Genomic DNA, 20,884 nt, shown 5'->3' on the forward strand with positions numbered 1-20,884 from the left:
ACGGAGAGAAAAAGATGAATAAAGGTAAAGTTTATCTTGTTGGTGCAGGCCCTGGAGATGCTGGCTTGATTACCCTGAAAGGTATCAGGGTAATTCAGCAGGCAGACTGTATTGTTTATGATTTTCATATAAATCCAAGACTTTTAACCTATGCAAAAAAAGATGCTGAACTGATATATGCTGGTAAAAGAGGTGGACATCATGAGATGACTCAGGATGAGATAAATAGAGTTCTTGTTGAAAAGGCAAAGGAAGGTAAGATTGTATGCAGACTTAAAGGAGGAGATCCTTTTGTATTTGGTAGAGGAGGTGAAGAGATTGAAGTTCTTGCAGATGAAGGAATTGATTTTGAGATAATTCCAGGGATAAGCTCTGTTATTGCAGTTCCAGCATATGCAGGAATTCCTGTTACCCATCGCAGAGTTGCTTCAGCATTTACAGTTATTACAGGTAATGAAGACCTTTCAAAACAAGAAAGGATTTTTACTCATATAAGGGCATCAAATCAGGCTGAAACAATGATTTTTCTTATGTGCGTGAGAAATCTTGATACGATTACAAACAAATTAATTGATGAGGGATTGTCTACAGAGACACCTTCAGCAATCATCCGCTGGGGAACAAGAGCTGAACAAAAAGTTATCACTGGAACAATCTCAGAGATTGCATCACTTGCAAAGGAGCACAAAATTTCACCACCTGCAATTCTTGTTATTGGCGATGTTGTAAGGCTCAGAGAGAAACTCGCCTGGTATGAAAAAAAGCCCCTTCATGGTCATAGAATTCTCATTACAAGGCAACTGTCCGATGAATATCTGAAACTTGAAGACCTTGGAGCAGAATTGTTTGTTTTTCCTACAATTGATTTTTTACCACCTGAGGATTTTAAAGAACTTGACAGAGCTATAAAAGAGATAGAGCATTACACCTTCATAGTGTTTCCTTCACCACGGGCAGTTAAATTTTTCTTTGAAAGATTCTTAACTCTTGGCAGAGATATGAGAGATTTAAAGGGAATTACAGTCTGTGCAATTGGGAAAGAAACTTCAAAGAGCTTAAGAACTTACGGGATAAATGCTGACCTGGTTCCTGATGAATATAATTCAGAGGCTCTAACAAAAATGTTTAAGGAAAAAATTTTAAATCTTCAACCTTCAGCCTGCCGAATCCTCTATCCTCGCTCTAATATTGCCCTTAAAGGCTTTGTTGAGACAATGCAATCACTTGGGATAAAAGTGGATGCACCAATTACATACAAAACAGTAAAACCATTTGAACATGGGAAAAGGCTTGTGAAATTCCTTAGAGAAGGCAGAATAACAATTGCCACATTTACATCTCCTTCAAGTTTTTTGAACTTGATTGATATCCTCAAGGACGATGTAAAGGAGATGCTTAAAGATGTAACGATTGTAGCAATTGGAAAAACAACAGCAAAGGCAATTGAAGATGCTGGCTACAGAGTCAGCATAATACCTGAAAAATCAACAATAAAAGACATGGTGGAGGCAATAATTAAATGGGTAAAGCAGAAGTAGTTATAGTTGGTGGAGGCATTTCAGGATTAAGCCTTGCATACTTTTTACTGAAAAGAAACCCTCAACTTGATATAAAAATAATTGAAGCAGAAAAAAGAGCAGGTGGAAAAATAGTTACTGAAAATGTATCAGGTTTTTTATGTGAAGGTGGAGTTAATGGATTTTTAAACAATAAGCCTTCAACAATTTGTCTTGCAAAGCAGCTGGGTATTGAACCATTAAAGGGAAGTGAGGATTCACAGGTCAGATACATCCTGATAAATGGCAGACTTGTAAAAGTTTTTCAGAATCCTGTTAAGTTTTTCCTTTCTCCGCTTCTTTCTTTTTCAGGGAAATTAAGAATGATAGGAGAGTATTTTATCCCTCCATTAAAAGAAGAAATTGATGAAACAGTTGAAAGCTTTGTATCCCGTAGAGTTGGAAGAGAGTTTTACGAAAAGCTCATTGATGCTATGTCAACTGGAATATATGCTGGAGATCCTTCACGAATGAGCATGAAAAGCTGTTTTCCTAAAGTTTACTATCTTGAAAAAAAATATGGTGGTCTTATAAAGGGCTTGCTTGCCTTAAAAAAAGAAAAGAAAGATGTAAAGGCTCAGCCTGAAGCTGTTTTAATGTCCTTTAAAGGCGGGATGTCAGATTTAATAAATGCTCTTGAAATTAAACTTTCATCAAAAATTATAAAGGCTAAAAAGGTTGTAAACATAAGCAAAAATAACAGCTTTTACACTGTTTATTTTAATGATGGACAGATTGATGCAGAAAAGGTTATTTTCGCATGTCCTGCTTATGAATCAGCAGAGATATTGAAAGAGCTTGACTGGGAAATTTCAGATATTTTAAAAACAATTCCCTATCCACCTTTAAGCGTTGTTGCCTTTGGTTTTAAAAAGCAACAAATAGGATTTGGCACATCCTTATATGGATTTTTAATTCCTTACAGAGAAAAAAGAAAGATTCTTGGCACACTTTTTGATTCAAGCATTTTCCCTAACAGGGCACCTGATGGTTATGTTTTATTAAGAAGCATGATAGGAGGAAGAAGATCACCAGAGCTTGCAATGCTAAATGATGAAAAACTTATTGATACAGCTTTGACAGAATTAAGAGATATCTTACAAATCAAAGGAGAGCCTTATTTTATAAAAATATTCCGATGGCAAAAAGCTATTCCTCAGTATGAACTGGGTCATGAAGAAAAACTTATGAAGATTGAGCAGAGACTTCAAAAATTTCCAGGGCTTTATCTTACAGGTAATGCTTACAGAGGAGTGAGCGTTAATGACTGCATAGAAAACTCTCTTAAGCTTTCTGAAAGAATTTAACTTCAGTTCTGCTAAAAAATATGCTTTTTGATATTTTTCTGTTTATACTGACAGGTTTAGCCCTGAGATTTCTTTTTACAGCCTTAGGTATTTGTCCTGAAAAAATTGATTCAATCCGTGATAGAATCAACTACTTTGTTTTTTATTACATTATCCCTCTTGTGTGTTTTAAAACCGCATATACAATGCCATTCAGTTTGAGTCATTTAAAGATTTCCCTGGTTGCAAATCTTACAATATTGAGTTGCGTTGCTTTATCGTGGCTGATTTACCGGAGGATTGCTTTAAAAAGAGCTATTAAGCCTGAAGTAATGGGTTCGCTCATTATGTGTTCTGCATTTGGAAATGTTCTTTACATAGGGCTTCCAATTTTAACAAAGCTTTATGGAGCAGAAGGCATGAGTTATGCCTTTACCTACGATTTTTTAGCAAGCACTCCTCTTACATGGACAGTTGCTGTTGCAGTTTGCATGAAGTATGGAAAGGCAAAGAGTTTTAAACTGAAAGATTCCTTCTTAACAATTCTTAAGATTCCGCCTATCTGGGGATTGCTACTCGGGCTCAGCTTGAGAGAGTTAAACATCCCGTTACAGGATTTATTAATCATTACTTTAAAAGCGATTTCAAGCTATGTTACTTATTTAATGCTCGTAATAGTTGGTATTTCAATTAAAGCAGTTTCACCTCAAAAGTTTGCTCTACTTTTGCCTGCTATAATAATTAAGATAATAATATCACCCTTTCTTGCGTTTTCTTTTGGCAGTCTTACAGGACTTTCAGGTGTACCATTTAATGTTTGTATTATAGATGCAGCAATGCCTTCAATGATTCTCAGTATGATTTTTGCGACAGCCTTTGGTGTGGATTTAAGAACTGCGATTGAGATGATTTTTCTTACCACCGTTAGTTTTTTATCATTGTTTGTAATATTTGCAATTTAACTTATTCATCCTGCATGTGTTTTTTTATAAATTCATCTATATACATCTGAGTAACTATGTCATTGAATAGTACCATATCAAGCTGTTTTGTGTAAGCTGTTAATTTTCCAAGTATTTCAAGTTTTCTTTCAATTGTTGGTATATCGTATTTTGTTAATATGGCGTCTATAAAATCTTCTTTTGTAGAAACTCTAAAACCCATTTTTTTAAGGATTTCAGTTATCAATTTTACTCTTCTTAGTCTTCTGTCAATGCCTGAACCTCCACCTTTAAAGAAAAATTTAATATAATTATCGTTTATATTTTCTCCTGCGTAAGCCTCAATCATTGAAAAGTGATAGCCAAGACGAATGCTGAAGTTCATATAATTTTTTGTAACAATGCAAAAACTTTTTTTACCTGTCTCTTTTAATTCATCTTCAGGGATGGAAACTGTATGAGCAACCATCTCAAGAAATCCTTTTGCATCTACAGGAGGAGGTCCTGGCCATTGCATTTAGCGCATTCCTTTTAGGATGGCTTTTAAGGGGATTGAATATATATCATTTGGAGTAGCCTTTTTTATTCCTTCTTTTAATCCTCCTTCAATGTCAAGCACTAAAACTCCGATAGGAATATCAGCTATAAGTGGGACAGCATGAACCTCACTTTCTTCATATTGATTCCACATTGTAAACATTTCATGCATAACCATTTCATGGCAGAATCTTGTAATGTCATGGAAAGTCTTACAATTTTCAGGTTTGAAATCTTCACTTGTAGGATCAACAAGATAAAGAGGTACAATAAATTTTAGGACTTTTTCAAGAGTTTTATAAATCAATGTTTCTTTAAATGGTTGTTTTTGTTCTTTAAAAAATTCAATGAGTTTTTCAACTTTTCCTTCATAAATTAAACAGTTTGTAGCATCTACTGTGATTTCCTGCCCATGTTTTATTATTTTTGTTGCAATCTCAGTATTAATTAATGTTGGCACGTTATATTCTCTTGAAAGAGATGCCATATGACCTGTTGGACTTCCGACATCAGTAACAATTGCTGATGCTTTGTTCATAACAATCACATATTTTGGATTTGTATGTCTTGCCACAAGGATATGTCCTTCAGGAAAATCATTAAGTTGCTCTTCATTTGTCAGAATAAAAGCTTTCCCATATCCTACTCCTTTACAAGCAGTAATACCTTTATTAAGAAGAACTCTATAGCCTTCTACTGGAGTTGGTAATACTTTTTTTTCTTTAAAGAGTTTTTGTTCAACTAACTTTAAAGGACTTATTTTAAGTGGTCTTGCTTGAAGAATAAAGATATTGTCTTGTTCATCAATTGCCCATTCAATATCTTGAGGGCATTTATAATATTCTTCAATTTTTATTGCAAATTTTGACAGTTCCAGAATTTGTTCATCACTTAAGGAAATTTGTGAAATACTGCCAGGCAAAGGAATTTCCTCTATGTCTCCGTGTTCTTTACAAATAAGCATTTTGTTTTGCTTTCCTGGAATTTTTTCTATAATTTCACCACTTCTGCTTACTATATAGGTTTCTGGTATTACTGTTCCATCAACAACTAATTTGCCAAGTCCTTTAACTGCATTTATTATTATATGGTCGCTTTCAGGATTATTTGGATTTTTTGAATAAATAACGCCTGCAGCTTTGGCATTTACCATAGAGAGAACTCCTACTGCCATAACCATTTCTGTTTCGAAAAATCCTTTTGTTTTGTAATAAAAAATCGCTCTTGGATTAAAAAGACTTGCAACAACTTTTTTGTAACTCTGAAGTATTAATTCTTCAGGCACATTTAAAAAGGAAGAGTACTGTCCTGCAAAGCTAAAGTCAGAGTCCTCATGAATTGCGCTACTTCTAATAGAGACCATACATTTTTTGTTAAGTTTTTTACATAAATTTTCATAGGCTAATTTTATTGAATCTTCAATTTCTCGAGGAATTTCTGAATTTAAAATTAATTCTTGAATTTTTTTACTTGCTGCATTAAGTTCATCAATTTTATTAATTTCAATATTGTTTAGGATTTCAGAGATTTGCTTTTTTAACTGAGCTTTCTCAAGAAATTGCATAAATGCGTATGATGTAATAGAAAATCCCCCTGGAGTAGGTATCTGGAGAATATTTTTAAGTTCTGCAAGATGAGCGATTTTGCCACCTGCAATTAATACAGAGTTTTGATCAAGTGATTCAATGGGTAAAGTGAAATCAGTTTTAGGAATTTCTATTTTTGAAGTTAAGATTTTTTCTATTTTTTCTTTAATTTGGGCATAAATTTTCTCTAATTCAGAATACTTCCCATCAGAAAGAGTATTTAAATTTTTTATTATTTCTAAGACTGCTTTTGATACAGCTTCCACATTACTTTGAATGTAATGTATATCAAAAATATATTCACCAGAGAGTTTTTCTTCAAGATCTGCCATTATACTTAAAGCATGATTATTTTCATTGAGAATATTTTGAAAGTATAAGTATTTTTCCTTTAAAAGTTGTTTCAACTTTTCCCTTTCTTCAATTTTTTTCTTTTTATGTTTAAAAAAACCAAAAAAATTCATTTATCTTAATTATAAATGATTTCAAAATTAATTTAAAATTATGCTACATTAAAAAATGGTTGAATTAATTAATAGAAGTAGACATGAAAAGCTTTACCTTCAATTATTTAAGCTTTTAAAGAAAAAATTGAAAGCGGGTAATGGACAGCAGGAATGCAGATTCCAGTTGAAGATGAATCATTTAAAATGTTTAATGTAATTAGAGCAACTGTGAGAGATGGTAACAAGTTATTTATAGCTTTACAGCTAAAAGTATTATAAAACTCAAGGAGGTATGGTATGTCCCATACAAAATTAGTAAAAGATGTAATGCTTGAAATATTTGAATATCCTCATATACCTTACTGGTTCAGTATTGAACAGACCATTAAAGTTGTTAAGGCTTCTTTCATTCAGCCTCAAAAGCATATGAATCCCCTTGCTGTATTAGTATTTGATGAAAAGTATAATCTTTTGGGAATTGTTACACTTAAGGATATTTTAAAGGGGCTTGAACCTGTATGTGTTAAGTCACATTCAAAAATAGAAGTTCCACAGAAGGAACAAACAGAACTTACAAATGTCTGGGACAGCCTTTTTAAAGAGGAATCAAAAAAGCTTGCTCAGAAACCTGTAAGTGAAATAATGGTTCCAGCGAAACATTTTGTTGATCCCAGTGATCCTGTTACAAAAGCTGCTTATTTGTTAATTTATTATGATTTGCCTTTATTACCAGTCATTGAAGACAACCGAAAGCTTATTGGCATTGTAAGAATGGTTGAGGTATTTGATGCAATTTCAGAAGAAATTGTTAAATAGCAAGGAGCAGGCTACTTAATGAAGAAGCTATTTATTTTAATAGTGATGGTTTTTATTTTAAATAATTCTGCATTGGCTGTAGAAACTCAAAAAGATGTGGATATATTTTATATTTCAGGGACAATTCTTGATTCCCATAAAGAGCCTGTAAAGGAAGCTGAAATCCGTCTTCTCGTAAATGGGCAGCCACATAAGATAATTACAGACCATAAAGAAATTGATAAAACTACTACATCTTCACATGCAACATTCCAGATAAAATTTCAACTTCCAAAAGATGCAATTGATACAGCAAAAATTCAGATTGAAATTGTAAAAAGCTCATTTAATAAAACAATCATTGACTTCAAAAAAGATGATTTTGCAGTTAAAGGAAACGAGTTTTATATAAGCAAGGATATAATTATTCAGCGTCATATTGGACCTGCTTTTTGGATTGCAACTGCAATATTTTTAATTGTCTATGCTTTGATTTCTTTTGAACTTCTTCATAGAACAGTGGCTGCCATGATTGGTGCGGCAACAATGCTTATAATTACCTATACACTTGGCACCTTGAATCCAGAGTTTCATATAATCTCCTTTGAAAGGGCAATTCAGGCAATTGATATGAATGTTGTATTTCTTCTTATGGGAATGATGATAATTATTGGAGTTTTGAAACACACAGGAGTTTTTCAGTGGTGTGCTTACATGTCCTATAAAATTGCAAAAGGAAATATAATGATTCTTGCAGTAATTTCATGCTTTTTTATTGCAGCGACTTCTGCATTTCTTGACAATGTGACAGCAATGCTTCTTTACACACCTGTTTTAATAGAGATAGCAATTGCTTTAAAAATTAATCCTTTATCTTTACTTATTCCCGGTATTATGGCATCAAATGTTGGTGGAACAGCAACCCTTATCGGTGACCCACCAAACATAATGATTGGCTCATATGCAGGGCTTACTTTTATGCAGTTTGTCTATGCTTTCACTCCTGTGTGTATTGCAGCTTTGCTTGCTCTTGTTTTATACAACAAATTTTTCTACTCAAAGGAATACAAAAAGGGTAGAGTTGAAGATGTCAATGGTTTTATTAGCCATCTTAGAGAAGAATACAAGATCACTGACAAAAATCTTCTTACTTATGGAGCTTTTATAATGGCAATTGTTATGGCTTTTTTTGCAACCCATGGGATATGCCATATGCAAGTAAGCATTCCAGCACTTTTTGGTGCAGGACTTCTTTTCACATATGCTGTTGTTACAAAAAAAGTGAAAATGCTTGAACTTATTGAAAAAGATATTGAGTGGAGCACGCTTTTATTTTTTATCTTTCTTTTTATAATTGTTGGTGCAGTTGAGGAAGTAGGGCTTCTTGCTACAGTTGCAGATTGGATTCATCAGCTTTCAGCAGGAAATCTTACTGTTGCCATATGCTTGATTTTGTGGGTTTCTGCAATAATGAGTGCTTTTGTTGACAACATTCCATTTACTGCAACTATGCTTCCTATTGTTGCCTATCTAAGCAAGATTATCCCGGGCGCAGAAAACAATGTTCTTTGGTGGGCAGTTGCACTTGGTGCATGTTTTGGCGGAAATGGAACAATGATTGGTGCCAGTGCCAATGTTGTAACAATGGGAATTGCAGAAGCTGCTGGATATAGGATAAGCTTTTTTGGTTTTTTTAAATATGCTTTTTTATATATGATAATAAGCGTAGGTATTAGTAATTTGTGGCTATTGCTTTTTTACTAAAAGGCTGTTTAATAAGATGAGAATTTACCTGTTATTCTAAGGGGTTTGATGCTCCGGGGAATTTTTTATAAGGAGGTCTAAAATATGATAAGCTGTCCATTTGAAAGGGTTTTACTGCCTGTTGACAGAAGTGATAATTCAAATAGAGCTATAAAATTTGCTGCCGCAGTCATTTCAAACATTGAAAGTGCAGATATTACAATTCTTTATGTAATGACTGGTGGATACTTGAGTGAACGCATGAAAAACATTGATTTTAGAGCAGAGCTAATAAAGGAGTCAGAGATTTTTAAAAAGATTAAAGCTAAACATATTGAAAACAATATTGTGCCTTTTTTGAATGAGTATGAGAGTATTCTGAAAACTGCAGGAGTAAAAGCCAGAATAATCAAGAGAATTGAAGAAGGTGATCCAGGGAATAAGATAATTGAAATTGTCACTAACGAAGGCTTTCAAACAGTAATGCTTGCCCGTAGAGGTATGTCAGAAGTTAGGGGTTTTTTACTTGGAAGTGTTTCAAATAAAGTTATTCACGGTTTGTTAAATCAAAATATTTATATTGTGGGAGAGAAAATTTCAGAACAAAGCCCTCTCTGCCGAATTTTAGTTCCTGTTGATGGTTCTGAGTATTCGATGAAAGCATTGGAACACTCAGTGGGTCTCGCAAAAACAATAAAAGGGATAGAAAACATCACAATTTTAAGGGTGATAAATATTTCTTTTTATTTTGAAAGAGTAAAACAGGGAATAGACCCTGAAGCAGAAGCAGAGGAGATACTCAATAAGGCAAAAAAGAGATTTATTGATGAGAATATATCTGATGAAAAGTTAGTCATAACAAAAATCAGAGTAGGATTGCCTGCTGTTGAGATTTTAAAGGAGATTGAAGAGGGTGGATATAGTCTGATAATCATGGGAAGAAAGGGACGCTCAGCCCTGCGAGACCTTGTTTTTGGCGGTGTAAGTTCAGCAGTTATAAATAAATGTTTTGAGCCAACAGTGGCAATAATAAATCAATAAATTCTGCTGTTTTTAATGTCCTCCTATATGTAGAATTCCGCTTGCAGCAAGAATTAATATAAAGCATTCAATTATTGAAAATATAAAATAGACAATATCTTTCTTTTTCAGAAAAATTGGTAAAATTCTTATATAACATAAAATTGTTATACCACCTAAAATTGCAATTGGAACAAAATTTAAAAAATCACTTTTTATTATAAGCTTTAACCATGCCCATCCAGGATGCAATCCTGCAGAGAGCAAATACTCATAAGCTTTCATTTTCCAGTATTTTGGTAATTCAGAAATTGGAATTTGCGGAGATAGTATTCCAGTTATATAAATAATGAATGTAAGAATAAGTAAAATCAAACCAATTTTCATTCCCCAATCAAGCCATTTTGCATAGACAATCTGTTCTTCTTTTACATTTTTGTCAACAGTCATGACTTTACCTCCTTTTTTTACTTATTTCCATATTCCAAGCCCTTTAAGAAGAGCTCTTAATCCAGCAAAAAGTAACATACCAATAACAATGTATCTGACGATTTTAGGCTTTGCAACAGCGAGAATTCTTACTCCAACAACAGATCCAAGCATTATCCCAATGATACTTGGCACAACAATCATTGGTAAAACTGCACCATTGTTAAGATAAATCCATGCAGCTGAAGTATCTGTTATTGAAAGAAGAAATTTACTTGTTGCAACAGATACTTTAAGTGGCGCTCCCATTAAAAGATTCAGCACAGGAACATTTGCCCACCCAGCACCAAGACCAAACATACCAGCCATTATTCCAATTGCTACAAAAAGAAAAAGAGCCTGAGGAGTTCTGTGAACCTTCCATTCAATTTCTTTTCCTGTTGATATTTCGTGATAAATTCCACTTATTCTTAATGCTTGAGAAAGTGCATCTGCTTTTTTTACTTCAGGGTATTCCGATTTTTTTGCAAGAAGCATAATTACAACAATCATTAATATTGTGATTCCTAAGGCAATATTGACAATGTTTGATGGAAGAGCAAGTCCTATCATTGCACCAATAATAGATGAAGCAGAAGCTATTAATGCAAGAGGCATGGCTAATCTTAAGTCAGCAAATCCTTTTTTTAGCAGCCCGGGTCCTGCAGCAAGAGCTCCTGAAAGAGCTACAAACAAGCCAGCACCTCTGACAAAGTCCATATTGAATGGGAAAAATCCTCCTACAATCGGGACAAATAAGACGCCACCACCAACACCGCCTAAAACAGCTAACACTCCAAGAATAAAGGTTGCAACAAATAAAATTAGAGGCCATACCCACCAGGGGATAGAACTGTCTGCAGGAGTTGCTGATTCTGCATAAGCACAGTTAATAAAAAGAAGAGAAAATAGCAAAAGGAAAACCACACCAAGAGCTCTTATTTTCATCCTAACCTCCTAATTTTTAAATATATAAATTATTACATAAATGAGCTCAAAAAAGGATATTATAATTTTTTATACTTTAATAATTTATAATTGCTTTACATTTATTGATTTTTTACCTTTGCATATATCACTAATCAATCCTGCGGATTCTTTTATTAAGGCAAGATGATTGTTAATTTCGTGTGTGAAGTCTGAGATAATTTTTCCAATAAAGGCAATAGGTTTTTCTATCATTCTATTTCCTCCTTTTTTAATCTCGCGGTTTCAATCTTCGAAACTAATTCTTCAATATCAACAGGTTTTATTAAATAATCAAATGCTCCGTAACTAAGGCTTTTCTTTATTTTTTCGTCATCTCCATATCCTGAAAGCATTATTAATTGAATAGAAGGATTGAATTCTTTTATTTTTTTTAAAACTTCCAAGCCATCTATATCTGGTAGGCCAATATCCAATATAATAACATCTGGAAATTCGGTTAAAAATTTAACTGCCTCAGCAAAATTTGTAACACCATGAGCATCATATCATCTTAGAATAAGTCTTTCAGTTAAAGTAGATACGAATTCAGTTTCATCATCAATTATTAATAATTTTGCTTTTTTCATTTAATTTCCTCCAGTTCTGGATTGATGGGAATTTTTATTGTAAAGATTGTTCCTTTTCCAACTTCGCTTTCAACATGAATATCACCTCCGAGTTTTTTAATGATCCCATAAGAAATGTACAATCCCAGACCTGTCCCTTTTTTCTTAGTAGTATAAAATGGTTCAAAGATATGTTTCAATTTATCCTTAGGGATTCCATGCCCATTATCTTTAATTGATATAGCTATATGATTCGTATCAATCTGTTGGGTTTTAATCTCGATCCTACCACCCTGCTCTACAGCATCAACTGCATTGTTAATAATGTTTAATAAAACCTGTTGAAGCTGCCCTTTATTTGAGGTAATTTTGGGTAAATTTTCTTGTAAATCATAAATCATATTTATCCCTCTTATCTGAATTTCTTTTTCTATAAATCCTATCACTTCTTTAATTGCTTCGTTTATATCAAAATCTTCTCTTACTGTATCAATTCTTTTTGAAAAGCTTAAAAGTCTATGAGTTATTGTTCTGCATCTTGCAACGCTATCTTGAATTGAACTTACAAGTTGAAGAAATTTATCTTTGTTTTGAGATAAATCATTGTATTCAATAAGGTCTTTCATGAGTCCTGCTTTTTCATTAATAATTGCAAGAGGATTGTTAATTTCATGAGCTACACCAGCAGCGAGTCTTCCAATTGAAGCAAGTTTATCAGCGTGTTCAGCATTTGCAATAGCAATTTCTCTTTCATGGTCTGCTTTCTGTATCCTGTTAATTAATGTGCTTATTGATTTTGTTATTACAATAAAAGTGATAACAATGCTCAGGATACTTATCAATGCTACTTCTTTTGTGAAGAAAGACGGAATTTTTTCATAAGGCTTTGAACATATTATTGTTACAAGCATCCATCGAGTGTTTTTAATAGGAACATAGGCTACATAAGCTTGCTTTTTATTGAACTCAGTACCATAAATTGTAACAGCTTTTTTGTCTGTTTGTAATTTAATATTATTTAATTGCAAAGGATCAAGAGCCTGACCAAACAGTTTTGAATTGGTCTGAAGAACGCGTTCTTTGTTTATAAGAAAAGCATCATCCTGAGGGTCAAATTTCAAGATTTGAAACAAATTTCTGCAAAATATCTATATTTATTGATACTCTAATAAGCCAGAATTTATTATGGTGGCTTGATTCTTTTTTTACAATAATAGAAAAATGGGGAAATTTTCTATAACTAAGAAATACATCTGTTACATAATCAGTTTTTAAAAGCATTGTTTTAAACCATTCTGTCTGAGAGTAATCTTTTCCTTTAAGTTTATAAGGACCTGCATATAATATCTGAATTCCTTCTTCATCTATTACTCCCATATCTACAATACCTTCAAATTCATTTTTTAAATTATAAAATAGTTGAGAAAAATTTCTTTCATCCAGAAAATATTCCTCAGGATAAGAAACAGCAAGAAATTTTAAAGCTGAAATTCGTTCAGAGATAAAAAACTCAAGAGAATGTCTTGTTTCTTCCATCTGCCATTTGAGATTATTTTTGAATTCCTCATGAACTATTTTATGAATTAAAAAGTAGGTGATTGTAATAACAATAATGAGTGGTATTACAGAGAAGAAAGTGTTTAACAAGATCAGTCTACATTTAAGATAAAAGTATCTATCTGATGTGAGTTTTGCAATAAAATTTTTTATTAGAACAAACATGTTTATCTTATTATATCAAACCTAATTAATCTTCTAAATCATAATTTTTCATCTTTCTCCACAAAGATACTCTGTCAATGCCAAGTATCTGAGCAGCTACTGTTTTATTGCCAACTTCTTTTAAAACCCATTTTATGTATTCTTTTTCTAATTCTTCCAGAGTCATGAATTTACCTTCTTTTTTAACAAAAACCTGAATTTTTAATTCCTTAAGATCATCTGGAAGATGTTCAACTTCCACTTGAGATGAATTGCAAATTACAACTGCTCTTTCAATGATATTTTCAAGTTCTCTTATATTACCGGGATAATCATAATTTATAAGTAAATTTAATGCCTCTTCTGAAATTTTAAAAACTTCTTTTTTCATAATTGAAGAATATTTTTTTAGAAAATATGCAACCAGTAAAGGAATATCATCTTTTCTTTCTCTTAATGGTGGAATTTCCAGATTAACTACATTTAATCTGTAATAAAGGTCTTCTCTGAATTTTCCTTTTTTGACCTCATCACGAATATCCCTGTTTGTTGCTGCTATAAATCTTACATCCACACTGATTGGCTGAGTGCCTCCTAATCTTAAGAATTCTTTTTCCTGAATTACTCTTAGAAATTTAGCCTGCATTGTTGGAGACATCTCTGTTATTTCATCGAGAAATAAAGTGCCTGAAGAGGCCATTTCAATTAATCCTTTTTTCAGGGTTGTAGCTCCTGTAAAGGCTCCTTTTTCGTGTCCGAAAAGCTCATTACTGAGGAGTTCTTCAGTAAAAGCTCCACAGTTTATAGCGAGAAAAGGGCCTGATTTTCTTAAAGAATTCAGGTGAATATATCTTGCAAAGAGTTCTTTTCCTGTGCCAGACTCACCAGTAATTAAAACATTGCAATCTGTTGGAGATATCTGTCGAGCAATCTCTAAAAGTTTGAGCATTTTAATGTTTTGAGTAATTATGTTGACTTTTTCACGAAAATCAAGTTGCTCTCTGAGTTGTTTAACCTCTTTTTTAAGATTCACTTTTTCAGAGGCTTCTTTGACAATTTTGCGAATAATTTCCAATTTAAAAGGTTTTGAAATATAGTAAAATGCTCCTTCCTTCATTGCTTCAACAGCGTTTTCTACTGTAGCATAACCTGTTATCATTATTACTTCCGTATCTGGATAGAGAGTTTTACACTTTCTTAATATTTCAAATCCATCAACTTTTTCCATTTTTATATCAGTTAAAATTATATCAAATGGTTGTTTTTCAATGAGTTTTAAAGCTTCTACACCACTCTGAGTAGCTGTCACTTCATAACCTTCTTTTTTCAGCACATGTTCCAGGTTTTTTAAAGTTATTTTTTCATCATCTACTACCAGAATTTTTGTCATTTTATCGTCTCGGAAGCATTACTATAAATGTTGTTCCCTGTCCAGGAGTACTGTCCACACATATACAGCCATCGTGGTCTTTGATTAATTCTTGAGTTATAAAAAGTCCTAATCCTGAACCTTTGTTTTCTTTAGTAGTGAAGAATGGTTCAAAGATTTTTGAGATGTTCTCTTGAGGAATGCCAGGTCCATTGTCTTTTACCTCTAAGATAACGAACTCTTTATTAAGAGAAATTTCTCCTACACATTTTCCTTCTTTTTTAAGAAACAGATATTTATCAAGAGCTTCCTGGCTGTATGAGTAAGCCCTGATTTTTACTTCTCCTTGTAGTGCAGATGCCTGGATAGCGTTTTTAATAAGATTCAAAAGAACCTGCTGAATTCGTTGTTTATCCGCATATATTGTAAGATTTTCTTCTACATCAATAATTAAGTTAATTTTTGTTGGGATTTCACCTTTAATTAAAACAATCGTTTCTTCAATTAAATTCTGTGCAGAAATGTTTTCCTTCTGCAGTTCTTTTCTTCTTGAAAAATCAAGGACTGTTTTTATAATGTTTTTAGCTCTCTCAGTCTGAGATTCTATTGCATGAAGAAGTTCTTTTTTATATTCAGTATCTGCTTCTTCAAATTCTTCAATAAGTATCTGACATGATGTTGAAATGTTAGATAAAGGATTGTTAAGTTCATGGGCAATTCCAGAAAGCAGTGTTCCAAGAGAAGACAGTTTTTCAGCCTGTATAAGCTGTTTTTGTTTTGATTCAAGTTCTTTTAAAACTTTATTAAAAGTATCTACAAGTGAAAGAATTTCTTTATCATTAGATTTAACTTCAATAGAATATATTTTACCCTCTGCGATCTTTTTCATTTTATCTTCAAGCTCTTTCAATGGTTTTGAAATTAATCTTGTAAGACCTAAACCAAAAGAAATAAATGGGATGACAAAAAATATGATTATCAAAAAAATACTGTATTTCAAGATGTTATTCAGACTGTCTTTTATTAATCTACGTTCTGTTGTTTTAATATTTTCTGCAATATGGGTAAGCATTTTACCTTTTTCCCTTATTGACTGTTCAAGATTATGAACCGAGGGAGAATTTATTTTTTCTTTTAACTGTAACATTAGTAATTCATAAATTTGCAGAGTATTTGATAATTCTTTAATTGATTTTTCTATTTTTAATCCTTCAAATTTTTGATCAGTGATAAAATTTTTAACAGTCTTAATGTACTCTAAGTTGTCACGATAGTCTGTTTCATTTCTATAAAGAAAAAAATTCTTCTCTGTTCTTCTTATTTCCTGAATTGTTTCAAATAAATTAAAGATACTCTCTTCCACCTCTATTTTTTGTTTGATTAGCCATATATCATATAGAACAACCACTGATAAACCGATAGTAACAAGGATTCCACTAATGTAAAAAAGCATTATTTTTTGTGCAATGCTTTTAGGAAACATAGTTTAATTTAAAATATATAGATTGCAAAATGCAACAATTAGTTTATTTCTGAAACAATTGATGAGAATTATTAATAGTAAAAACTTAGGTAATTTAAGAAGATTCTTTCTGGCATAAAAAATGCTAATTTATTTATTAGAAAATTTAAAGAGGGGGTTTAAAAAATGTTTAAAAAAATTGTACAACTTTTTGAAAATTTATTTGTAGCTATTAGTTTTGCTGAGGCAGGAGAGTTTGATACAGCCAGAGAAATTCTGAGACAGCAAGATATCCATAGAAAAAAAGACAGGGTAAGGCCTCAGCAGCATATAAGACCCAGTATGAGAGCTTAGTAAAAGGGGCTATATGCCCCTTCTTAAATCAACACTATATTAACTACATCTTCAATCTTTTCCATAAATATAATTTTCAATCCTCTTTTAAAGTCTTCTGGTAGATTATCAATATCTACTTTGTTTCTGTGAGGAACTATGACTGTTTTGACTCCTGCTCTTTTTGCTGCTAAAATTTTTTCTTTAATACCTCCAACAGGAAGTATTCTTCCACTCAAGGTAAGCTCTCCTGTAATTGCAATATCTCTTCTTGCAGGCCTATTTGTAAATAGGGAAATTAAAGCCATTGCTATTGTTGCTCCTGCTGAAGGGCCATCTTTGGGAATTGCTCCCTGAGGAACATGAATGTGTATGTCCTGATTCTCAAATATCTCCTCTGAAATACCAAACACAGAAGCATTGCTTTTTATATAGCTCAGCGCTGCCTGGGCAGATTCTCTCATTATGTTTCCAAGAGAACCAGTAAGAATTAGTTCTCTTTTGCCTTTCATTTTGGCTGCTTCCACAAATATTATGTCACCGCCTGTTTCTGTCCATACAAGTCCGGTAACAACGCCAACTCTGTTTTTTGCATCAGCCACTTCAAAGTAATATCTTCTTGGACCAAGATATTTTTCCACCATTTCTGGAGTTATTTTTACTGGAGTTTTTGGCTTACTTCCTTTTACAATTTCGGTTGCCAGTTTTCTGCATATTGTTGCGATCATTCTTTCAAGATTTCTTATTCCAGCTTCTCTTGTATATTCCTGAATAATTTTTAAAATAGCCTCCTCAGTAAACGCAGGAGGAAACTCAGTAAGACCCTGCTCAGTTATCTGTTTGGGAATTAAATGTTTCAATGCTATGTTTTTCTTTTCTTCTTCTGTGTATCCTGAAAACTCTATGACCTCCATTCTGTCAAGCAGAGCTGGTTGAATATTATCAGGTATATTTGCTGTTACTATAAACATAACTCCTGAAAGGTCAAAGGGAACATCAAGGTAATGGTCAATAAATGCATAGTTTTGCTCGGGGTCAAGAGCTTCAAGAAGCGCTGAAGCAGGGTCTCCTTTGAAATCCTGACAGATTTTGTCAATCTCATCAAGCATTAAAACAGGATTAGCAACACCTGTTCTTCTAATTTCTTCTATAATTCTGCCTGGTTTTGCACCTGCATAGGTTCTTCTGTGCCCTCTTATTTCTGCCTCATCTTTTATTCCACCGAGTGAGATTCTTGCAAATTTTCTTCCAAGAGCATCAGCGATTGATTTTCCGAGAGATGTTTTTCCTGTTCCAGGAGGACCTGCAAAGCATAGAATTGAACCTTTTGTGGAAATTGTTGAAACTCTGTCTTCTGATGCCTGTTTTATTGATAGCTTTACTTCTTCTATTTTAAAAGGTTTGGCAATATAATGAAAGGCTCCTCTTTTTATTGCTTCAACTGCATTGTCCACAGCAGCATAGGCTGTTATCATTATAACTTTTGTATTTGGATATTTTGCTTTTACTTTATCAAGTATAGCAAAGCCATCTAATCCCTCCATTTTGATATCAGTAAGCACTATTTCAAATTCTTGTTCATCAAGAAGTTTGAAAGCTTCTGCACCATTTTTAGCAGTAACCACTTCGTAGTTTTCTTTTTTTAAAATGTGTTCAAGGTTTTTCCTCGCTATTTCTTCATCATCAACTATTAATATTCTTGGATTCCGATTTGAAGATAAAATTTTTACCGCAAGATGCTCAAGAATTCTATTTTTTACTCCATAAAGACCATAATGTCTTTCATTCAAAATTCTTTCTGCTCTTTCCAGGTCAAGATTATCAGCTGTTTTTTTATTCCATGGAAGTGTTGTAAGGTATTCTATGTAGGTTAGACTAATAGTGTATTCTGCTGCTGTAGGATTCATCTTGGAAAGTAAATCAAGCTCTGCAAGTGCAATATCTCTTACCTGAGAAGGCATTTCGGATTGAAAAATTTTTCTTCTCAGTTCTTCAACTATAGTATTCTTGTTTTCTTCGCTATGATCTGTTTTTTTGAAAATTTTCATTTTTGTTCTCTTTATTGCATTTTACAAATATGGCGATGCAATTTGCAACATAAAATTTTTTGTTCTGAAAAATTTCTTAACTAAAATCAAATAATTTACTCAATTAAATTTCTGGCATAGTAATTGTTTATTTAAAAAAGTGGAGGGATTGAAGATGAGAATAAAAGATTTGATAAGCAAATTTGAAAATTATATGTCAGCCGTCACTTTTGCTGAGGCAGGAGAGTTTTATACAGCCCAGCAAATTTTAAGAAAAAAGCCTGATATTGTGGTAATTATTTCAGGAACTCAAGAGGATGAGTATTCATTAAAGTACGCTTTAAATTTAAGCAAAAGAGTGAGTGGTCTATTAAGAGTTTTATGGAAAAAAGAAGTTTCAACAAATCATATAAAAAAATTAAAGGATGGGGATGTGAACTATGAAATTTTGCAGTATGATAGTTTTTCAGAACAAAAGATAAGAAATCTTTTAGAGAAAGCTGATCTTATAATTACAGCAGATGAAAAAATCTTAGGAAGACTTTCAAATGGTTATGTAGTTTTTGTTCAACCAAATAAAAATTTAATAGGAGGTTAAGATGCCAAGAAAAAACAAATCTTTATTTAAGCTGTTGTTTTATGGTGCAATTACCGTAACTCTCTATGCAGGTTTATTTCTGAATGAGCCAATAGTAAAGTCATTATGTGCAAGAGGAGGCTTATATGCTTTATTTCCAGTGGTAACTGCTTTTATTTTCTCTTTTGTCCATGGTAACTTTACAAACTATTTCTGGCAGACGCTTGGAATTGAAGCAAAGAAGAAGAGAGTTGAATTGACAGAACATGACAGAGCTGTTGAGAGAAAAGAGATCAGAACTCAGTTACGAGCATAAAAAATAAGGAAAGGAGGATAAAAAATGATTGAACTTACAACAAATTTTGTTGATTTAAACTGGATGAATGTGATGTATTTATTTTTTGTAGGACTTGTAGGAGGACTTGTAAGCGGATTTATTGGTTCAGGTGGAGCTTTTGTTCTGACACCCGGCATGATGAGCATGGGTGTTCCAGGACTTGTAGCTGTTGCATCAAATATGTGTCATAAGTTTCCAAAGGCACTTGTAGGAGCTATAAAAAGAACTAAATTCGGTCAGGTTGATGTTAAACTCGGTCTTGTTATGGGAGCCTCTGCTGAGGCAGGAGTTTTGTTCGGTGCTCATGTTCAGGAATACATAAAGAAGACATTTGGTGATGTAGGTTCAAATCTCTATGTGAGTGCGGCTTTTGTTGTTGTCCTTAGCATTGTGGGTACATATGTGCTTTTAGATGCGATAAAGACCAAAAATAATGATAAAGCAAAAAAACCAGAAGAAACTACAAAAATTGCAAAGTGGCTTCAGTCAATCTATATTCCAGGAACTATGGTTTATTTCAGAAGCCTAAATGCAAAAGTCTCTGTTCTTTTTACAATTCCACTTGGCTTTGCAACAGGCATGCTTGCAGCCACAATAGCAGTAGGAGGATTTATCGGAGTTCCTGCTATGATGTATGTGCTTGGTGTACCAGCAATAATGGCATCTGCAACTGAACTTGTTATTGCCTTTGTTATGGGTCTTGTTGGTTCTTTCAAATATGCAATGAGTGGTTTTGTTGATATAAGGCTTGCAATGATAATTCTGGCAGGTTCTCTTTTCGGTGTTCAACTTGGAGCAATAGGAACAACCTATGTTAAAGATTATATGATTAAAATCGTCATGGGAGTTATCATGCTAATTGTACTTGTTAGCAGAGGTTTAATGATTCCAGTTTATCTCGGTCAGCTTGGAATAATATCTCCTTTATCAGTAGCTACAGTTACAACACTTAAAACTTTAAGTTTTGCTATTATGGTAACAGCTCTTGTAGTGGGAGCAGGAATTATATGTATGGCATTGTTTAAGGGTTTACGGGAAGAAAGGAAAATTCAGAAGATTGTTGCAACCTCTTCAGTCACAGTTAAGTAGAATTTTAAACCTAAAAAAGGGGTGGAATAAATCCCCCCCCTTTTTTATATAATTTTAAAAAATACATAGGAGGCAA

The 20,884-nt window shown here is 33.0% G+C and carries 20 protein-coding genes and 1 pseudogene; 10 read left to right on the forward strand and 11 right to left on the reverse strand.

The features are described from left to right. The first annotated feature begins 14 nt into the window (after positions 1 to 14). From cobA to V4D31_RS03225, 3 genes are read left to right on the forward strand one after another with little or no spacing between them, the layout of a single operon-like run. Positions 15 to 1,538, forward strand: a complete 1,524-nt coding sequence (gene cobA / locus V4D31_RS03215) for a uroporphyrinogen-III C-methyltransferase (protein ID WP_353686805.1) — start codon at positions 15 to 17, stop codon at positions 1,536 to 1,538. Next, positions 1,520 to 2,863: a protoporphyrinogen oxidase gene (hemG, locus tag V4D31_RS03220; RefSeq protein ID WP_353686806.1), complete on the forward strand. Its 1,344-nt coding sequence runs from the start codon at positions 1,520 to 1,522 to the stop codon at positions 2,861 to 2,863. The genes cobA and hemG overlap by 19 nt, the downstream gene beginning before the upstream one ends. A gap of 20 nt (positions 2,864 to 2,883) precedes the next feature. Next, complete coding sequence (locus V4D31_RS03225) at positions 2,884 to 3,804, forward strand: AEC family transporter (RefSeq protein ID WP_353686807.1); 921 nt, start codon at positions 2,884 to 2,886, stop codon at positions 3,802 to 3,804. 1 nt (position 3,805) lies between these two features. On the opposite strand, the gene V4D31_RS03230 is transcribed toward V4D31_RS03225, so the two are convergent. Both V4D31_RS03230 and V4D31_RS03235 read right to left on the reverse strand, forming a co-directional pair. Beyond that, positions 3,806 to 4,300 carry a hypothetical protein gene (locus tag V4D31_RS03230; RefSeq protein ID WP_353686808.1) on the reverse strand — a complete coding sequence of 165 codons (495 nt, stop codon included), beginning with the start codon at positions 4,298 to 4,300 and terminating at the stop codon, positions 3,806 to 3,808. Beyond that, positions 4,301 to 6,370, reverse strand: a complete 2,070-nt coding sequence (locus V4D31_RS03235) for a PEP/pyruvate-binding domain-containing protein (protein WP_353686809.1) — start codon at positions 6,368 to 6,370, stop codon at positions 4,301 to 4,303. A gap of 279 nt (positions 6,371 to 6,649) precedes the next feature. Between V4D31_RS03235 and V4D31_RS03240 the strand changes: the two genes are divergently transcribed. From V4D31_RS03240 to V4D31_RS03250, 3 genes are all read left to right on the forward strand, one after another. Next, positions 6,650 to 7,168, forward strand: coding sequence for a CBS domain-containing protein (locus V4D31_RS03240; protein WP_353686810.1), 519 nt, complete (start codon positions 6,650 to 6,652; stop codon positions 7,166 to 7,168). An 18-nt stretch (positions 7,169 to 7,186) separates the two neighbouring features. Then, positions 7,187 to 8,911 (forward strand): ArsB/NhaD family transporter, encoded by a 1,725-nt coding sequence (locus tag V4D31_RS03245; protein WP_353686811.1) that lies wholly within the window; start codon positions 7,187 to 7,189, stop codon positions 8,909 to 8,911. A gap of 84 nt (positions 8,912 to 8,995) precedes the next feature. Then, a complete protein-coding gene (locus V4D31_RS03250) occupies positions 8,996 to 9,931 on the forward strand; it encodes a universal stress protein (protein WP_353686812.1) in 936 nt (311 codons plus the stop codon). A gap of 12 nt (positions 9,932 to 9,943) precedes the next feature. Here V4D31_RS03250 and V4D31_RS03255 read toward each other — a convergent pair whose 3' ends face one another. From V4D31_RS03255 to V4D31_RS03290, 8 genes and pseudogenes are all read right to left on the reverse strand, one after another. After that, complete coding sequence (locus V4D31_RS03255; protein WP_353686813.1) at positions 9,944 to 10,360, reverse strand: hypothetical protein; 417 nt, start codon at positions 10,358 to 10,360, stop codon at positions 9,944 to 9,946. Between the two features lie 21 nt (positions 10,361 to 10,381). Beyond that, a complete protein-coding gene (locus tag V4D31_RS03260; RefSeq protein ID WP_353686814.1) occupies positions 10,382 to 11,326 on the reverse strand; it encodes a sulfite exporter TauE/SafE family protein in 945 nt (314 codons plus the stop codon). An 84-nt stretch (positions 11,327 to 11,410) separates the two neighbouring features. Continuing rightward, positions 11,411 to 11,560, reverse strand: coding sequence for a hypothetical protein (locus V4D31_RS03265; RefSeq protein ID WP_353686815.1), 150 nt, complete (start codon positions 11,558 to 11,560; stop codon positions 11,411 to 11,413). Beyond that, positions 11,557 to 11,829, reverse strand: a pseudogene (locus V4D31_RS03270) (response regulator); the annotation flags it as partial. The pseudogene V4D31_RS03270 and the gene V4D31_RS03265, both read right to left, overlap by 4 nt. 101 nt (positions 11,830 to 11,930) lie before the next feature. Beyond that, a complete protein-coding gene (locus tag V4D31_RS03275) occupies positions 11,931 to 13,034 on the reverse strand; it encodes an ATP-binding protein (protein ID WP_353686816.1) in 1,104 nt (367 codons plus the stop codon). Further along, positions 13,024 to 13,635, reverse strand: a complete 612-nt coding sequence (locus V4D31_RS03280) for a cache domain-containing protein (protein WP_353686817.1) — start codon at positions 13,633 to 13,635, stop codon at positions 13,024 to 13,026. The genes V4D31_RS03275 and V4D31_RS03280 overlap by 11 nt, the downstream gene beginning before the upstream one ends. 25 nt (positions 13,636 to 13,660) lie before the next feature. Further along, on the reverse strand, positions 13,661 to 15,004 hold the full coding sequence (locus V4D31_RS03285; RefSeq protein ID WP_353686818.1) for a sigma-54 dependent transcriptional regulator: 1,344 nt from the start codon (positions 15,002 to 15,004) through the stop codon (positions 13,661 to 13,663). Position 15,005: 1 nt separating this feature from the next. Beyond that, complete coding sequence (locus V4D31_RS03290; RefSeq protein WP_353686819.1) at positions 15,006 to 16,466, reverse strand: ATP-binding protein; 1,461 nt, start codon at positions 16,464 to 16,466, stop codon at positions 15,006 to 15,008. Positions 16,467 to 16,631: 165 nt separating this feature from the next. Here V4D31_RS03290 and V4D31_RS03295 point away from each other — a divergent pair, with 165 nt between their 5' ends. Further along, positions 16,632 to 16,799 (forward strand): hypothetical protein, encoded by a 168-nt coding sequence (locus V4D31_RS03295; RefSeq protein WP_353686820.1) that lies wholly within the window; start codon positions 16,632 to 16,634, stop codon positions 16,797 to 16,799. A 23-nt stretch (positions 16,800 to 16,822) separates the two neighbouring features. Here V4D31_RS03295 and lon read toward each other — a convergent pair whose 3' ends face one another. After that, on the reverse strand, positions 16,823 to 18,826 hold the full coding sequence (gene lon, locus V4D31_RS03300) for an endopeptidase La (protein WP_353686821.1): 2,004 nt from the start codon (positions 18,824 to 18,826) through the stop codon (positions 16,823 to 16,825). Between the two features lie 154 nt (positions 18,827 to 18,980). Between lon and V4D31_RS03305 the strand changes: the two genes are divergently transcribed. From V4D31_RS03305 to V4D31_RS03315, 3 genes are read left to right on the forward strand one after another with little or no spacing between them, the layout of a single operon-like run. Then, positions 18,981 to 19,403 carry a hypothetical protein gene (locus V4D31_RS03305; protein ID WP_353686822.1) on the forward strand — a complete coding sequence of 141 codons (423 nt, stop codon included), beginning with the start codon at positions 18,981 to 18,983 and terminating at the stop codon, positions 19,401 to 19,403. Position 19,404: 1 nt separating this feature from the next. After that, positions 19,405 to 19,698, forward strand: coding sequence for a hypothetical protein (locus V4D31_RS03310; RefSeq protein WP_353686823.1), 294 nt, complete (start codon positions 19,405 to 19,407; stop codon positions 19,696 to 19,698). A 24-nt stretch (positions 19,699 to 19,722) separates the two neighbouring features. Further along, positions 19,723 to 20,808, forward strand: coding sequence for a sulfite exporter TauE/SafE family protein (locus V4D31_RS03315; RefSeq protein WP_353686824.1), 1,086 nt, complete (start codon positions 19,723 to 19,725; stop codon positions 20,806 to 20,808). Positions 20,809 to 20,884: the final 76 nt, after the last annotated feature.

The sequence above is a fragment of the Thermodesulfovibrio sp. 3462-1 genome, from assembly GCF_040451425.1.
Classification (GTDB): Bacteria; Nitrospirota; Thermodesulfovibrionia; order Thermodesulfovibrionales; family Thermodesulfovibrionaceae; genus Thermodesulfovibrio; species Thermodesulfovibrio obliviosus.

What these genes read in the sequence shown, in the direction of transcription:
- cobA (WP_353686805.1), top strand. Translation starts at nt 15, where the DNA reads ATGAATAAAGGTAAAGTTTATCTTGTTGGTGCAGGCCCTGGAGATGCT.
- hemG (WP_353686806.1), top strand. Translation starts at nt 1,520, where the DNA reads ATGGGTAAAGCAGAAGTAGTTATAGTTGGTGGAGGCATTTCAGGATTA.
- V4D31_RS03225 (WP_353686807.1), top strand. Translation starts at nt 2,884, where the DNA reads ATGCTTTTTGATATTTTTCTGTTTATACTGACAGGTTTAGCCCTGAGA.
- V4D31_RS03230 (WP_353686808.1), bottom strand. Translation starts at nt 4,300, where the DNA reads ATGCAATGGCCAGGACCTCCTCCTGTAGATGCAAAAGGATTTCTTGAG.
- V4D31_RS03235 (WP_353686809.1), bottom strand. Translation starts at nt 6,370, where the DNA reads ATGAATTTTTTTGGTTTTTTTAAACATAAAAAGAAAAAAATTGAAGAA.
- V4D31_RS03240 (WP_353686810.1), top strand. Translation starts at nt 6,650, where the DNA reads ATGTCCCATACAAAATTAGTAAAAGATGTAATGCTTGAAATATTTGAA.
- V4D31_RS03245 (WP_353686811.1), top strand. Translation starts at nt 7,187, where the DNA reads ATGAAGAAGCTATTTATTTTAATAGTGATGGTTTTTATTTTAAATAAT.
- V4D31_RS03250 (WP_353686812.1), top strand. Translation starts at nt 8,996, where the DNA reads ATGATAAGCTGTCCATTTGAAAGGGTTTTACTGCCTGTTGACAGAAGT.
- V4D31_RS03255 (WP_353686813.1), bottom strand. Translation starts at nt 10,360, where the DNA reads ATGACTGTTGACAAAAATGTAAAAGAAGAACAGATTGTCTATGCAAAA.
- V4D31_RS03260 (WP_353686814.1), bottom strand. Translation starts at nt 11,326, where the DNA reads ATGAAAATAAGAGCTCTTGGTGTGGTTTTCCTTTTGCTATTTTCTCTT.
- V4D31_RS03265 (WP_353686815.1), bottom strand. Translation starts at nt 11,560, where the DNA reads ATGATAGAAAAACCTATTGCCTTTATTGGAAAAATTATCTCAGACTTC.
- V4D31_RS03280 (WP_353686817.1), bottom strand. Translation starts at nt 13,635, where the DNA reads ATGTTTGTTCTAATAAAAAATTTTATTGCAAAACTCACATCAGATAGA.
- V4D31_RS03285 (WP_353686818.1), bottom strand. Translation starts at nt 15,004, where the DNA reads ATGACAAAAATTCTGGTAGTAGATGATGAAAAAATAACTTTAAAAAAC.
- V4D31_RS03290 (WP_353686819.1), bottom strand. Translation starts at nt 16,466, where the DNA reads ATGTTTCCTAAAAGCATTGCACAAAAAATAATGCTTTTTTACATTAGT.
- V4D31_RS03295 (WP_353686820.1), top strand. Translation starts at nt 16,632, where the DNA reads ATGTTTAAAAAAATTGTACAACTTTTTGAAAATTTATTTGTAGCTATT.
- lon (WP_353686821.1), bottom strand. Translation starts at nt 18,826, where the DNA reads ATGAAAATTTTCAAAAAAACAGATCATAGCGAAGAAAACAAGAATACT.
- V4D31_RS03305 (WP_353686822.1), top strand. Translation starts at nt 18,981, where the DNA reads ATGAGAATAAAAGATTTGATAAGCAAATTTGAAAATTATATGTCAGCC.
- V4D31_RS03310 (WP_353686823.1), top strand. Translation starts at nt 19,405, where the DNA reads ATGCCAAGAAAAAACAAATCTTTATTTAAGCTGTTGTTTTATGGTGCA.
- V4D31_RS03315 (WP_353686824.1), top strand. Translation starts at nt 19,723, where the DNA reads ATGATTGAACTTACAACAAATTTTGTTGATTTAAACTGGATGAATGTG.